This is a genomic window from Sphaerisporangium melleum, from assembly GCF_014646695.1.
GTDB lineage: Bacteria > Actinomycetota > Actinomycetes > Streptosporangiales > Streptosporangiaceae > Sphaerisporangium > Sphaerisporangium melleum.
The window spans coordinates 49,071-62,758 of the sequence record NZ_BMNT01000012.1 but is presented as its reverse complement, the minus strand read 5'-3'; the positions used below and the strand labels follow the sequence as shown (position 1 = coordinate 62,758).

The 13,688-nt window shown below is 67.0% G+C and carries 12 protein-coding genes; 7 read left to right on the top strand and 5 right to left on the bottom strand.

Features of this window, described 5'->3' with window-relative positions:
• Window positions 1–304: 304 nt before the first annotated feature.
• The gene (locus IEY93_RS12475) at window positions 305–1,336 is read right to left on the bottom strand and encodes an inorganic phosphate transporter (protein ID WP_189163182.1); all 1,032 of its coding nucleotides are present in this window, start codon (window positions 1,334–1,336) and stop codon (window positions 305–307) included.
• Window positions 1,337–2,035: 699 nt separating this feature from the next.
• On the opposite strand from IEY93_RS12475, the gene IEY93_RS12470 reads away from it, so the two are divergent.
• From IEY93_RS12470 to IEY93_RS12455, 4 genes are all read left to right on the top strand, one after another.
• On the top strand, window positions 2,036–2,788 hold the full coding sequence (locus tag IEY93_RS12470) for an SDR family NAD(P)-dependent oxidoreductase (RefSeq protein WP_189163181.1): 753 nt from the start codon (window positions 2,036–2,038) through the stop codon (window positions 2,786–2,788).
• Window positions 2,789–2,814: 26 nt separating this feature from the next.
• Complete coding sequence (locus tag IEY93_RS12465; RefSeq protein ID WP_195826252.1) at window positions 2,815–3,186, top strand: MerR family transcriptional regulator; 372 nt, start codon at window positions 2,815–2,817, stop codon at window positions 3,184–3,186.
• A 147-nt stretch (window positions 3,187–3,333) separates the two neighbouring features.
• Window positions 3,334–3,753, top strand: a complete 420-nt coding sequence (locus tag IEY93_RS12460; protein ID WP_189163180.1) for a hypothetical protein — start codon at window positions 3,334–3,336, stop codon at window positions 3,751–3,753.
• Window positions 3,750–3,944, top strand: coding sequence for a helix-turn-helix transcriptional regulator (locus IEY93_RS12455; RefSeq protein WP_189163179.1), 195 nt, complete (start codon window positions 3,750–3,752; stop codon window positions 3,942–3,944). The genes IEY93_RS12460 and IEY93_RS12455 overlap by 4 nt, the downstream gene beginning before the upstream one ends.
• A 297-nt stretch (window positions 3,945–4,241) precedes the next feature.
• Here the strand turns inward: IEY93_RS12455 and IEY93_RS12450 are convergent, their stop codons facing one another.
• Window positions 4,242–5,024, bottom strand: a complete 783-nt coding sequence (locus tag IEY93_RS12450) for a DUF998 domain-containing protein (RefSeq protein ID WP_189163178.1) — start codon at window positions 5,022–5,024, stop codon at window positions 4,242–4,244.
• 350 nt (window positions 5,025–5,374) lie between these two features.
• Between IEY93_RS12450 and IEY93_RS12445 the strand changes: the two genes are divergently transcribed.
• Complete coding sequence (locus IEY93_RS12445) at window positions 5,375–5,995, top strand: TetR/AcrR family transcriptional regulator (protein ID WP_189163177.1); 621 nt, start codon at window positions 5,375–5,377, stop codon at window positions 5,993–5,995.
• 343 nt (window positions 5,996–6,338) lie between these two features.
• Here IEY93_RS12445 and IEY93_RS12440 read toward each other — a convergent pair whose 3' ends face one another.
• Window positions 6,339–7,826: an RICIN domain-containing protein gene (locus IEY93_RS12440; RefSeq protein WP_203968800.1), complete on the bottom strand. Its 1,488-nt coding sequence runs from the start codon at window positions 7,824–7,826 to the stop codon at window positions 6,339–6,341.
• Between the two features lie 676 nt (window positions 7,827–8,502).
• Window positions 8,503–9,885: a ricin-type beta-trefoil lectin domain protein gene (locus IEY93_RS12435; RefSeq protein WP_189163175.1), complete on the bottom strand. Its 1,383-nt coding sequence runs from the start codon at window positions 9,883–9,885 to the stop codon at window positions 8,503–8,505.
• A gap of 689 nt (window positions 9,886–10,574) precedes the next feature.
• On the opposite strand from IEY93_RS12435, the gene IEY93_RS12430 reads away from it, so the two are divergent.
• A complete protein-coding gene (locus IEY93_RS12430; protein ID WP_189163174.1) occupies window positions 10,575–10,877 on the top strand; it encodes a hypothetical protein in 303 nt (100 codons plus the stop codon).
• Between the two features lie 141 nt (window positions 10,878–11,018).
• Window positions 11,019–12,017, top strand: coding sequence for an RNA polymerase subunit sigma-70 (locus IEY93_RS12425; protein WP_189163173.1), 999 nt, complete (start codon window positions 11,019–11,021; stop codon window positions 12,015–12,017).
• A 236-nt stretch (window positions 12,018–12,253) separates the two neighbouring features.
• Here IEY93_RS12425 and IEY93_RS12420 read toward each other — a convergent pair whose 3' ends face one another.
• Window positions 12,254–13,504, bottom strand: a complete 1,251-nt coding sequence (locus IEY93_RS12420; protein ID WP_444544677.1) for a poly(ethylene terephthalate) hydrolase family protein — start codon at window positions 13,502–13,504, stop codon at window positions 12,254–12,256.
• Between the last annotated feature and the right edge of the window lie 184 nt (window positions 13,505–13,688).

The window sequence follows — 13,688 nt, the reverse complement described above, 5'->3', positions numbered from 1 at the left end:
CCAGAACGCACCGCTCCTGATCACGGAAACGGGGCGTGGGAGACAAGCTGGAGGCGACGGGTCTTCGGCATCGGGAAGATGCCGTCCATGGCGGTCGCACCCTCTTGGATGACCGGCCTGATCTGGTGGCGGGACGGTCTCGGTGACCACCGTGTTGGAATGCGCCACCAGCCGGGAGATGTCCTCGCTGGACCGGACGCCCTGGCCGCTGATTGAGATCTGATGCGAACGTCGCTGTCGCCTTCTGCCGCTCCGGAATTGCCGCCGCCGGCTGGAACGGTGGCAATTCCGTCTGCTGTGCCCGCTAAGAGAGCAGCAGATACGCTCCTGCGGCTACGGCGGCGGCGACGGGCGGTGTGCACAACCATGCGATCAGAAGGTCACGGACCGTCTTCTTGTTGAGCCTGGAGAGATCATTGGCCGCGATGCCGGAGATGGCCCCTGCCGACACCTGCGTGGTCGACATGGGCAAGCCCAACATGGCGCCCAGTCCGACGAGGCTCGCGGTCGTGAGGTTGGCGGTGAAACCTTCGACATGAGGAATCTTGATAACGGAGTACGCGAGCCGGTCGGCGATGCGGGAGCCCGCCGCGAGACCTCCGATGGCCATGGCCGCGGTGACGGCGAAGAGCAGGCTGGTCGGGGTCATGCCGCCCACCAGCGCGAAGGAGCCGATAGCAACGATCTTGGGCGCGTCGTTGAGGCCCCGGGCGAAGCTCGCCAGGCCGCTTGTCGCCCAGTGAGCGATCCCGATGGCTTGCTGCGCTTTGGTCGGCTCGACCTGCGTCGTCATGGTCGCGGTCGGCGCCGCATCGCCGTCGGGGACCGGAGCCTGGATCCTTTCTTTTCTCGCAGTACGGATCGTCACGGCTTTCCGGGTGATGATTCCTAATACGGCGGAGATGGCGTAGGCCACCAGGATGCTCAGCAGCAGCGGCTGCACGACCTTCCCGAGCAGTCCGTTCCACTCGACCGCGGAGCCGGCGAACAAGCTTCCGGCACCAAGAAGCGAGCCGACCAGGGCATGGGTGGTGGAGACGGGCAACTTCAGAACCGTGGCCAAGACGACCCAGAATATGGTTCCGATCAGCACCGCGACCGTGAAAGCCGGGGTGGGCTTGGCGGAGACGATTCCTTTGGAGAAGAGAGCGGTCATCTTCGAGGCCAGCGTCAACGAGACGAGGCAGCCGAGGGCGGTGGCTACCGTGCCCCATGCGATGGCCGTGCGGATTTTCGTCACACCCGCGCCGGCGAGCGTGGCGACACCCTTCGGTACGTCGTTCGCTCCGTTGGCGGCCGCCAGTAAGAGCACGAGCAGAAGTACGAGCAACTCCATGGGTATGCCTCCGGGGGGTAGCGGTGCTCGTGTGAGAGCGCGCAGCGAGAGGTACAGCTGGGCCGGCCTACGTGTCCGAGGGCATCAGACGGAAGAGCAACTCTCGAAGCCGGCGCATCAGGCGCCGTCTTCCACAGGGTCAGCAGCCGCAGTTGCCTTCGGGGCCGACCTGGCCCCTTGGTGACCTTGATGCGATGCCGGACGAGCGTGCCCCCGTACTCGGCCGGCGCCAGGCGGGGCGACGCCGGGCTCACCAAAAATCATCGATCCGGTTGAGACGTACTGACGAGTCGCGCACGTTAGGTCTCCCCTTGACATGACATACCGCATGATGCTCTGGTGCACCGCACCAGCCGACCTGTCATCACATGGCCCCAAACGCCACTTCCAGCACCATTCGCATCGATATTTACAGATATCGATGCGGATGGGTAGCGTCAATTTCCGGGCTCTCGAATCCACCTGCACGGCCACCATGACCGCGTCGCTGCCGGGTGTGGACGAGGTCTGGCCGGTGTCCGCTTGGCGCTCGTCCAAGCTCAGAGACGGTGATGTTCGCCGGCTTTCGTGAGTCACTTTGGAGGACTGGCATTCCTGAACCCCGAGAGAGGTCGGCATGCCGGGGGCCGCCTTGCGTTCCCGTTTGGAGCATTGCCGTCTTGACCTTGCCATTGGCGTCATGGTCTAAAGATCTCCCGCATGGACAGCTCACTGCAGGACATGGTGGCCATCGTCACCGGGGCCGGCACAGGCATCGGCCGTGCGACGGCGCGGATGCTCGCAGGGCAAGGCGCACAGGTAGTGGCGGTGGGCCGCAGGGCCGAGCCGCTGGCAGAGACCGCGACCGGCTATGACAGCATCCACCCGGTGATCGCTGACGTCACCGCCGAGGACGCCGCGCAGGAGATCATGCGCGGCGTCATGCAGTCACACGGCCGGTTGGACATGCTGGTCAACAACGCGGGCATCGTTCGCAGCGCGACGCTTGGGATGTTGACCCGAGACTTGATCGAAACGCAGATGACCACGAACCTGGTCGCGCCGATGCTGCTGGCGCAGGCCGCGTTGCCCGCGCTGGAAATGCGCGGCGGAGTGATCGTGAACGTGAGCACGTCGATCGGGCAGCGTGCTTGGCCCGGCAACGCGGTGTACGCAGCGACGAAGGTCGCCCTGGAACTGCTCACCCGAAGCTGGGCGGTGGAGTTGGCGCCACGCGGGATTCGGGTGGTCGCGGTGGCACCCGGCGGGATCGATACCCCGATCGGTGAACACCAAGGGCTGTCGCCTGAGCGGAGGGCCGCGGTCAGGGAGTGGCAGATGGCCCACACGCCGCTGGGGCGGATCGGCCGCCCGGAGGAAGTGGCGTGGGCGATCATGCAACTCGCCTCGCCGCAGGCCTCATTCGTCACGGGAGCGGTGCTCCCGGTAGACGGTGGCGCGGTGGTCGCGTGATAAGACTGGCGGCGGAGGTGGGATCAGTGCGCATCGGCGAGTTGGCGCAGGCCACAGGCACGTCCGCGCGTGCGCTTCGGCACTACGAGAATGAAGGGTTGATCACCTCCACGCGGGCGCCCAACGGCTATCGAATCTACGATGAGGACGTAGTGGTACGGGTCCGTAACATCCGTCACTTGCTGGCCGCGGGCCTCACCCTGGCAGATGTCCATGCGTTCGCGCCGTGCCTGGATGGCGACGTGGTGGCCGCGCCACCGTCGGACAGGGGCATTCAGGTCGCGCTGGATCGCCTTGCCGTCCTTGAAGAGCGCATTGCCGCCCAGATCGAGGCACGCGACCGGTTGGCGGCGACGCTGCGTCCGGTGATCGAAGGGAAGATCCGCTCGGTCGCCTGATCCGCTCTCCACAGTCACAGCCACGTTCATCACCCATGGTGCCCTGACGGAGGGGCGACCCGGCCGAAGTAAAGCACGCTTGACATCGCGGCGGCCTCCTCCTACCGTGTCAAGTGTCCTTTACTTCGTGCCGCAGGAGGATGACCCGTGCAAGCACGCACCACGACCGGGGACTACCGGGAGCCGGCCAAGGCGACCATCCGGCTCGTACTCTGGACGCTCGCCTGGGCGGCGACCCTCGCCTCGGCCAAGTTCGGCCCGGAACTCGTGTGGAACTCTCGGCATCCGGTGGCAAGCTGGGCCGCGGTCGCCGTCAACCTGGCCATCGGCATCGGATGGATCGTCGCCTTCACTCGCTTTCTTCAGAGGATCGATGAGCTGCAGCGCAAGGTCATGCAGGAGGCTCTGGCCATCTCCCTGGGATCAGGGTGGGTCGTCGGATTCGCCTATGTCGTCGCGGATGCCGCCGGCCTCATTACGTACGACGTCAACATCGCGGTTCTGCCCGCGCTCCTGGGAGTCGTCTTCATGATCGCTTTCGCCGCTGGCATGATCAGATACCGATGAAGAACCGCATCACGGACCTCCGGGCCGAACGTGACTGGACACAGGCTGATCTGGCTCAGCGGATCAGTGTGTCGAGGCAGACCATCATCGCGATCGAAAAAGGCAAGTTCGACCCGAGCCTTCCCGTCGCCTTCCGCATCGCCAAGGTGTTCGACCTGACGATCGAAGAAGTCTTCCTCGACGAGCAGTAGAGCTTCATCTGAAGTAGCTGAACACCGATCGAGCGGCCACGGAAGCACTCGCGCGATGGATCGCCCTTGCGATCCCGTACGCGTACGTGCTCGGGAAGAGCATCTGTCGGAGGAGTTCGGGATCACAGAGCCGCGCGACGAGATTCGCTTCTACGCCCGATTCGCCCTGGGCGTCCAACTCAGCGCCACCCGTGAGGTCGCCCAGGGCGGCCGGCTGTGGTGGCCTGAGATGGCCGGATTCCGCGTCGCCGACCCCACGGCGACCGTGCCACGGCAGGCGGATCCGTTGCCGAGTACTCAGGGCATCTGGCCGGTAGCCGCCGGCCTGTCGAGGGGCCTGCGCATCCAGATCGACGCTCCCGCGCAGAGCAAGCCGATCAGGAACGGATGGGTGGCGCCGCGTTCGATGAGGCCGATGACGCCGATCGTGGAGTCGCCCGCGGAGGAGACGATCAGGAGGAGGTAGAGCGCTGTCGAGAGCAGGCCGATCACGCCGGCCGTGGTCAGCGCTCTGCCGATCGCGGGAGTGAACCCGACGCGCAGGCGCATACTTCCGAGCATGGTCGCGAGCACGTTCGCGCCGATGAAGCCCGCGAAGGCTCCCATGCTGTGATAGTCGCCGGTGCCGTCCTGCAGCGCCTCGCCGGATCCGGGGAACAGGCCGATCAGGATGCCGCCGACGGCCAGCAGCGTCGCGGGAATGAGCGTTCCCCAGCGGCGCCTGCCCGACAGGCCGCGCAGCAGTGCGACCCCGGCGAGGATCGTGATCCCGAACAAGATGAAGCCGGTGTTCATCACCCAGGCGAGAGGCGAGTACATGTACTGCCCGAACAACGTCGAAGGGCCGTGGACTCCGAGGTTGCTGATGAAGTCGTATGTGTAGCTATAGGGCGGATCTGTCCACGCCGCAGCGGCGATGAACTCCGCGAGCAGGAATATCGCGGGTCCGGCGATGAGCAGCGCTCCGGCGGCCCGCCGCTGCGACAGCCGGAGCACGTCGGGGCCGTGTGCGTCGGGTCGTGCGCTACTTGCGGGCTCTCCGCGCTCGGCGCTGGAACGCGAGCTGGGGTTCACGGTCATGGTCATGGTCCCTTCGGTCGTCGATGCCGGGGCCGGCATCGGGGTGGTGGAACGTCTCGCGAGTTCGGTCCTGCCGTCCAACTCGTGTTCCCGGGCGGCGCGAGCGGTGGCCGCGTGTGTGAGGTCGTCTCCGCCGGAGATGCCGGGCGACGGCAGGGCCAGGACTCGCCCTCGGCGGGGTGACCAGGGGCTTGTCGGTCACAGAGGGGAGGAGGACGACTGTGATGACGGGACGGGGACGAGGTGGAGGACCGGCCCCGGACACTGTTTAGCTTCACTCACACACTTACTATACCGAGACTACTTTTAGGGTCAATATACTTTTAGTCCGGCGCTAGTAGGATCCAGGCATGGTGGATGGAACGGCCGTGGGACGGCGCGAGCGCAAGAAAGCGGCAACGCGGGCAGCGATCCTTGACGCGGCGACGACGCTCTTCCTCGAACGCGGCTTTGACGCGGTCACCGTCCGCGAGATCGCGGACCAGGCGGACGTGTCCCCCAAGACGGTCTTCACGCACTTCCCTCACAAGGAGGCGCTCGTCTTCAGTGACGAGGACGAGCGGCATGAACGTCTCGTGGCCGCGATCAGCGGCCGGCCACCCGGGACCACGATCTCCGACGCGCTGAAGGCTCATTACCTTTCCGAGATCGCCGAACTCCGGTCCGAACCGCAGCGCCGGATCCTCGCTCTCATGGAGAAGACGCCGGCCCTCGTCGACTACGCGGAGAAGATGTGGTTCCGTCACGAGGACGCCCTCGTCGCCACGATCACCGACGAGCTGGGGTTCGCTGAGCCGAGCGACGAGATTCGCTTCTACGTCCGATTCGCCCTGCACATCCAACTGAGCGCCACCCGCGAGGCCGATCCAGGACCGAGCATCGATGCGGGCTTCCGACTGCTCGACGAGGGCTGGACGCGCTATCGCGAGGCCGGAGACCACGAAGCGGTCAATGAGCCTGTGTCATCGTGAGTTCCCAGGTCGACGATCCGCCCGTACACACCACGTGACAGGCGTCGTACTCGAGTTGCTGGGACTGTACGGTCTCCGGCCCGAACTCGTTATGGCCCGCCACCACGCGCGGTGGTGGCGGGCCGGTGTCCGGCTGGAGCGAAGGTGAACAGCGGAGAACGGCTGCCGCCGGTCCACCGGCCTGGGCCGCCTTCTTCTGGCCACCGGTCACGTGACGCTTGCGTCAGGGGCCGGTGCACGTAGCGGTGGGGGTGGCGGCTCCCGGTGCCGAGCAGGCAGTACGCGATCGGCGCCGGGGGCGTGAGAGGGGTACCGCGGGGCCGCGGTCATGTCGGGACGACGATTAGACGGCCGTGCGGGACCACTGCTGGTTGGTGCCGGTGTTGCAGGTGTACTGCTTGAGGATCACGCCCTCCGCCGTTGACGCGGACGGGACGTCGACGCATTTGCCGCTGTGGCGGGCGCGGAGTTGGAAGTAGCCGCCATTGGTCACCATCTGGAACTGCTGGTTGGTGCCGCTGCCACAGGTGTACTGGATGAGTTCGGCGCCGTCGGCGGTCGAGGCGCTGGTCACGTCGAGGCACTTTCCGCTGTGCCGGCTGATGATGCGCCAGTAGCCGCCGCCGGCGTCCTGGAAGCGCCACTGCTGCCAGGCGTTGCCGCCGTAGGTGTACTGGTCGATGCGCGCGCTGTTGTTGGCGCTCCCTTGCTGGATGTCCATGGCCTTGCCGCTGTGGCGCACGTTGAGCCGGTAGTACGTCTCCGGTGCCGGTGCCGGCGTCGGTGTCGGCGTGGGGGTGGGGTCGCCGACGTTGTCGCCCCAGGCGTACCGGACCCGGTTGGCGCCGTAGCCGTTGCGGGTGGACAGGTTGAGGGTGGTGCCGCTGCCGCCGAGAGCGAACATCGAGTAGTGGTCGTAGCCGAGGCCCGCGGTTATCTTGCCGCCGAGGGCGGGCCAGTAGGTGCCGCCCATCTGGTTGTCCCGCATGACCTGCGTCACGGCGCGGAGGTAACGCACGAAGTTGTCGGTGCTGTTCGGGTCGGCGTAGTTGAGGCCGGTGGCCATCGGCGCGCCGAACTCGGTCACGACCGCGCGGGAGGCGCAGTTGCCCAGAAGCGACTGCATGTGGCTCCGGAAGCCGTCGTAGGTCATCGCGCTGTAGAAGAAGGCGTAATAGTGAAAGGACATCAGCGTCGAGTTGAAGCGGCTGTCGTTGCAGATGTCCCGCAGGTCCTGGCTGAAGCCGGTGCCGCCGATGAGCACCCGGCCGGGCACCGCCGCGGTGTGCGTGCTGAGCCAGTTCGCCGCGACGTTGCGCCACTCCGACGACGAATAGCCGTGCGGCTCGTTCATCGGCTCGAAGTAGACGTTGCCGTTCGAGCCGTACGTGCTGACCACGCTGGACCACATCGCGTTCCATGCGGCGAGGTTCGTGATCCTGCCGCCGGAGGCGGCGCCGTCCTCCCAGTAGGCCAGGATGACCTTGAATCCACGTTCGGCGGCGGCGTCGATGGCGCCGCGGTAGGCGTTCCACCAGGTCGTGTTGGCCACAGTGTGAGTGTTGATGGGCAGCCGGACGGTGTTGACCCCCATCAGGTATTCCATGCTGTCGTAGATCGAGTTGGCCTTGGCCCGCACCGTCGCGTTGCTGTCGGACTGGCTCAGGCCCTGCAGGACGAGCGGGCCGGTGCTGAAGTTGTCACCCAGCACGGCCCAGTTCATGCCGCGGAACTGGTTGGTGGCGGCATTGGCCGACGGCGCAGAGACGAGGCCCGCCGCTGCGGTGAGCGCGGTCACCATAAGGGCGATCAGCAGCCGGCGCAAAGACATGGTGCTCCGCGATGGTCCTGGGGAGTGACCATCAGCCGCCGTGATCAGTGCCATGAAATGTCCCATCACTAGATGTGAATCGCTGGGTCGAACCCTCACTGGTGACCATCGTGATGCCGACGTACGTCCGGCCGCATAATCAGGGCCCCAACGAATGTTAGCGTTAACATTTAAATGACAGGATTACCTCGTGCGGCAGGGCGCAGGCTTCGTTTCGCCGAGGAGCCGAACGCGCATCCTGTATCTGCGATGGAAGTGAAGGTTACATCAGACGTCACAACAGTGTGGGCGATCACAACTGTGTGGTCAATACCCGAAAGCGGGCGCCGCGGCCTCGACGGCTTGGCGCAGAAGCCGTGGCTCAGGTGTCCAGGAACTTGTTGTCGAACACCTGCGGCAATTTGCGCAAGGGAACCACGTTGAAAGCGTTCGGCGATGAAATTTTCAGCGTCGGCCCCTCATCGCCAAGGTGGATCGATCCCGATGTCGCAGACCGGCGCCCTCAACCGCTGCCGGCACTCGGTTCCTCGGGATACCTGCGAGGTGGCGTCGCGAAGACCTCCCTTCTCGATCTGCACGAGCAGGCCGGCTTCAAAGGTCTCCCGCGAAGCGGAAACGCGCGTCGGGTCCAGGCGAAGCCGCCTGGACCCGACGTCTGCGATCGGCTAGCGGGTGGTCAGGCCCTGGTCCATCTCTGGCTGGCCTGGCCGTTGCAACTGGCGATGGTCACGCCGGCGGTGTTACCGGTGCCGGTCGCGTTGAGGCAGAGGTTGTTGGCGCCGTTGGTGATGGTGCCGCTGGAGGTGAAGGTCCACTGCTGGTTGCTGTTGGTGTGGCAGTCCCACAGCTGCACGCGGGTGCCCGAGCCGGCGTTGGTCGGGGAGTCCAGGCACTTGCCGAGAAGCTCCAGCCGGCCGGCGTTGTAGGTGAAGCGCTGGTTGGCGTTGGTGTGGCAGTCGTAGACCTGGAGCTGGGTGCCGTTGGCGGTGGCGCTGTTGGGCGAGTCGACGCAACGCCCGGCGCCCTCGTTGCGCAGGCGGAAGCTGGTGGCGGGGGTCGGCGTGGCCGTCGGGGTCGCCGTCGGGGTCACTGTCGGGGTGACGGTCGGCGTGGGGGTGGGGTTGGGGTTCGAGGTGCTCTCGAACTGGGAGAAGAACTTCCACACCTCGCCCTTGGTCCAGGTCTGGGCGCCGTTCCCGGTGTAGGTCCCGTCGACGGGGTCGGGCAGGTGGCCGTTGTCGAACGCGGCCCAGACGACCGGGTATCCGGCGCGGCATCCGGAGTAGGCGGTGACGATGTGCGACCGGCTGCCCTGGCCCGGCTCAGGCGGGTTCTGCGCGGTGCAGCCGTTGAGCTGCACGAACTTGTCGCGCAGCGCCCGTCCCTGCGAGATGTTCAGGACGTTGTCGGTGATGCCGTGCAGTCCCATGTAGGCGACGGGCTGGGTGCCACCGTTGCAGCCGCTGAGTTGCGCGCCGGAGAACACCGCGACCGCGCGGAAGACGTTCGGGCGCGAGCATGCGAGGGAGAAGCTCATGGCGCCGCCGTAGCTCCACCCCATGGCGAAGCGCAGCGAGGTGTCGACGCAGAGGTCCGACTCGACCTGGCGCATGATGTCGTCGACGAAGGTGACGTCCTCGCCGCCGTTGTTGGCCCAGCCGTTGTTGAAGCCCTGCGGCGCGACGAAGATCGCATTGTTGTTCGACAACTGCCGCTGCCCGTAGTACGACCAGGAGGCTCCGGCGCTTCCGCCCGAGTCGACGTCGTTCATGGTGCCGTTCAGCCAGTGGAGGCCGATGAACAGGCGGTACTGCGTGTTGTTGTTGTAGTTCGAGGGGATCCGCAGGATGTACTGGCGGTTCTTGCCGCTGGTCGTGATGTTCCGCGTTCCGCTGGTCAGCGTCGGGTTCTTTCCGCATCCCGCGGTTCCCGCGAGCGCGGCGGCGGTGCCCGCTGACGCTTGTGTGCTGCTGCCGCTGCTCATCGCCGCGTGCCCCGTGGTCAGGACTACAGCAGCCGCGAGCGCCACGGCGCCGAAGATGGTCCTATGCTTTAACATTCGCGATTCCCTCTGGCCGTACGGACGGGGCCGATGTCGAAAACATTTGCTGCGTTCCTCTCCATCAGCGGCATCGAATGCCCGGTGCTGTGAAACCGGAACCGAGGTATGAGCGCTAACATTCAGCAGAGGGTTATCGGCATGCCGCTTACGTGCTGTAAATGGGTAGCGTGAGGGAGCAAATACGACCCGGTTGCGAATGTCAAGTAGCTTGACTCCTGGTCCGGGGCGCCGGTCCGGTGGGGTGCTCCTTCTGTGCGTGCTGACCAGGGGATGTTCGCGCCCGCGCCTGGCGCACAGGATGAAACTTTCGTAGTGAAGCGGACGATCGCCTGCCGGGCAGGGGAGGGACGACTCCCGGGTAACGATCATGGGATGCCATCGTCACGTGCTATGAACCTCCGCCCGGAATTTTTTGCCAGAATTCCGATAGTTTCGGCAGGGATCGGCGTGAGTGGGGTTTCCGGCCGTGGGCCCGGACGTGACACCGCGCCTCGGCCGGCCGACTTCTCGATCCGGTCCGGTCCGCGCGATGTTCCGCGGTTCGCGGTAGCGTCCGGATCGGGATCTTCAAGCGGCGGCGTCGCCTGCGATCCTGATATGTCGGTCGCGACGTTGGAGGTGATCACGGTGCATCCGGTCTTGTGACAGCCCCAGCCCGGGGCTGCACGGAGCCGAAAGGTGACCGTATGAGCAAGACCGACAAGACCCGGCCCTGGTGGGTACGAATCGCCGACGCGCCGATGGTGACCTGCCGCCCCGTGCATGATCATCGATTCGGGCCGTGCACACTGCCCGACGAGATCACCCCCGGCACCGTGGATCTGGACCTCCGTACGGGAGGCTGTCACTGGCGCGCGGCTTTCTATTTCTGGTGCCTTTACGGCGGCGTCGACGGGAGCCGGGAGTGGAACCACTTCCGCCGCCAGGAGCGCCGCCGCGACCGTCGCCAGGCACGCCGCGAGCTGCGCGCCTACAACGGCGAAGACTGAGCGAACGCGGGGCGGGGGGCCGTGATCTCCTCGCCGTACTCCATCACTCGATCAGCCGTGCCGGCCGGCCCTGGTGATGAGTTATCGCGTCCGCAGCCGTCATATCCATGTCAGGGCACGACAAGGCGGAAGGATGACGTGATGAGTACGGACACGCGGCTGGAGGCGCGGAGCTCGAGCGGTCTGCGCGAGGTCGACGAGCCGGCGTTCTCGGGGCTGGCGGAGCGGCACCGGCGGGAGCTGCACGTGCACTGCTACCGGATGCTCGGGTCGTTCGAGGACGCCGAGGACACCGTGCAGGAGACGTTCCTGCGTGCCTGGCGGCGGCGGGAGACCTTCGAGGGGCGGTCGACGTTCCGTGCCTGGCTGTACCGAATCGCCACCAACGCCTGCCTGGACCTGCTCGCCAAGCGGCGCCCGGAGCCCGCGACCGGCGGCGAGGTGCTGTGGCTGCAGCCCTACCCGGACCGGCTGCTCGACGAACCGCCCGCGGGCGACACCGACGAGCCGGAAGCGGTCGCCGTCGCGCGGGAGACGATCGAGCTCGCGTACCTGGTCGCGGTCCAGCACCTCGCGCCGCGCCCGCGGGCCGTGCTGATCCTGCGGGACGTGGTCGGCTGGGCGGCCAAGGACGTCGCGGAGCTCCTCGGGGACTCCGTCAACTCCGTGAACAGCGCGCTGCAGCGGGCCCGCGCCGGCATGCGGGAGCACCTGCCCGCCGAGCGGCAGGACTGGACGGGCGGCGAGGAGGACGCCGGGACGCGCGAGCTGGTGCGCCGCTACACCGACGCCAGTGTGGCCACGGACGTCGACGGGCTCGCCGCTCTGCTGCGGGAGGACGTCCGCTTCTCGATGCCGCCCACGCCGGGCCTGTACGTCGGCCGCGACACGGTGGTGAACGGCTGGGTCGAGCACGGCTTCGAGGGCATGAAGCCCCAGCGCGCCGTTCTCACCGCCGTGAACCGGCAGCCCGCCGTGGCCTTCTATCTCTGGCGGAAGCAGGAGGGCGCGTACCTGCCGATGGCGATCGACGTCCTGCGCGTCACCGGCGGGGTGATCAGTGAGATCACCACGTTCCACGCCGAACGGTTCCCGCGGCTCGGGCTGCCGGAGCGCCTGCCGGCGGACGGCACGGAGTAGTCCAGGTTCGGATGCGTGCGGGCGGAGGCCGTTGAGGTCCGCGACGGGATCGTCGTGGACCTCAACGGCTGGACCGACGCGGCGGGGCCACGTCGGTCCAGGCGGAACTCGTCGCCCTCAGGGGAGCACCTCAGGACGGCCGGCGTGACGCCGTGGAGAGCCGAATGAGCGACGCCGGGTGGGGCAGTGGCACCTGACCGGCCGGGGGACTCTGGCCACAGCGTGCCGGACGGGTGTCACGGGCGGCTGGTGCAGGTGAGGGAGGGAGCCGACGCCGTACCGGTGCCGAGGAAGCCGAAGGTGGTGGAGCCGGACGCCGGGAGCGAGCCGTTGTAGGAGGCGTTCGTCACCGTCACCGTGGAGCCGCTGACCGACAGCGTGCCGTTCCACACCTGGCTGACCGTCTGGCCGCTGCCCAGCGTCCACCTGACGGTCCACCCGCTGATCGCCGAGCCGCCCGCCGTCACCGTGACCTCGCCCTGATGGCCGCCAGGCCAGGAGTTCGTGGTGCGGTAGCTCGCGGTACAGGCGCCCGCGGACGGAGAAGGCGACGGGGAAGGCGAAGGGCTGGGGGACGGAGAGGGCGACGGGCTGGGGCTGGGAGAAGGCGACGGACTGGGGGACGGGGAAGGCGAAGGGGAGGGGGAGGGGGAGGGCGACGGGCCGCCCGGCGGCACGTACGGGCACTTGTTGCGGTACATCGAGATGTTGCTGGAGTCCATCAGCGGACACAGGAACTGGGTGTACCGGGTGTCGTTGTCGACGAAGATCTTCAGCCACGGGATCAGCGTCCGCATCTCGGTGGTGTTCGCCCTGGTCGCGAACAGGTGGTCCACACCGGTGATCTCCACCCAGGCGCTCGGTGTCGAGGCGGGCAGAGTGGTGTACAGCCCGTTGAGGTAGGACTGCGTGACCGTCGTGTCCCGCTGCCCGGAGATGAACATCATCGGCACCCGGTCATTGGCCAGGCTCAGGTTCCCCGTGGGGGAGCCGGGCGCGAGCCCGACCGCGGCCTTCAGCGAGGGCCGCTGGCCTGTCGCGAGGATGACACCGGCGCCGCCCGCGGAGTGGCCGACCACCGACAACCGGCTGGAGTCGACGCGGTCGCGCACCGAACTCCGCTGGGTGAGATAGTCCAGCGCGGCGAGCAACTGGGTCGCTCGGGCGTCGGCGCCGTCGGTGCGGCTGTTGGTCTCGATTCCGATGACGACGAAGCCGAAGGACGCGAGCCAGGGGCCCATCCAGGCCTCTTCGTTGGCGAACAGGGCGGAGTAGCCGGGCACGATCGCGACCCCGCCGAAAGTCCCCTGGCTGGTGTCCGTCGGATAGTAGATCACCCCACCGCCGAAGCCGTTCCCGGCCGGCACGCTGAGCTGCGCGGTGGCGAAGGTCCCCCTCGTGGCGGACACACTGGCCAAGGTGGGGTCGGGACCGCGCTGATAGGGATTGTCGGCCGCCGATGCCGGCTGAGTCGCGATGGCCGCCACGAGGAGCCCGAGGACGACGATCACCGCGGCGATCGCCCGCTTCCCCAACCCGCCCTGTGGACCGGGTTCCGATCGGAGCCCCCTGACGGCACGAGGCGCCGGAGTCTCACTCACACGTCGTCGCACTGTGGTGTTCCTTCTCTTCGGGTGAGCCCTCAGCGGGATCAGCACGTGGCGGCCATCG

Excerpts from the sequence above, each read along its gene's own strand:
- IEY93_RS12430 (WP_189163174.1), top strand. The coding sequence starts at position 10,575 with ATGAGCAAGACCGACAAGACCCGGCCCTGGTGGGTACGAATCGCCGAC.
- IEY93_RS12425 (WP_189163173.1), top strand. The coding sequence starts at position 11,019 with ATGAGTACGGACACGCGGCTGGAGGCGCGGAGCTCGAGCGGTCTGCGC.
- IEY93_RS12475 (WP_189163182.1), bottom strand. The coding sequence starts at position 1,336 with ATGGAGTTGCTCGTACTTCTGCTCGTGCTCTTACTGGCGGCCGCCAAC.
- IEY93_RS12435 (WP_189163175.1), bottom strand. The coding sequence starts at position 9,885 with ATGTTAAAGCATAGGACCATCTTCGGCGCCGTGGCGCTCGCGGCTGCT.
- IEY93_RS12450 (WP_189163178.1), bottom strand. The coding sequence starts at position 5,024 with ATGACCGTGAACCCCAGCTCGCGTTCCAGCGCCGAGCGCGGAGAGCCC.
- IEY93_RS12445 (WP_189163177.1), top strand. The coding sequence starts at position 5,375 with ATGGTGGATGGAACGGCCGTGGGACGGCGCGAGCGCAAGAAAGCGGCA.
- IEY93_RS12455 (WP_189163179.1), top strand. The coding sequence starts at position 3,750 with ATGAAGAACCGCATCACGGACCTCCGGGCCGAACGTGACTGGACACAG.
- IEY93_RS12440 (WP_203968800.1), bottom strand. The coding sequence starts at position 7,826 with ATGTCTTTGCGCCGGCTGCTGATCGCCCTTATGGTGACCGCGCTCACC.
- IEY93_RS12470 (WP_189163181.1), top strand. The coding sequence starts at position 2,036 with ATGGACAGCTCACTGCAGGACATGGTGGCCATCGTCACCGGGGCCGGC.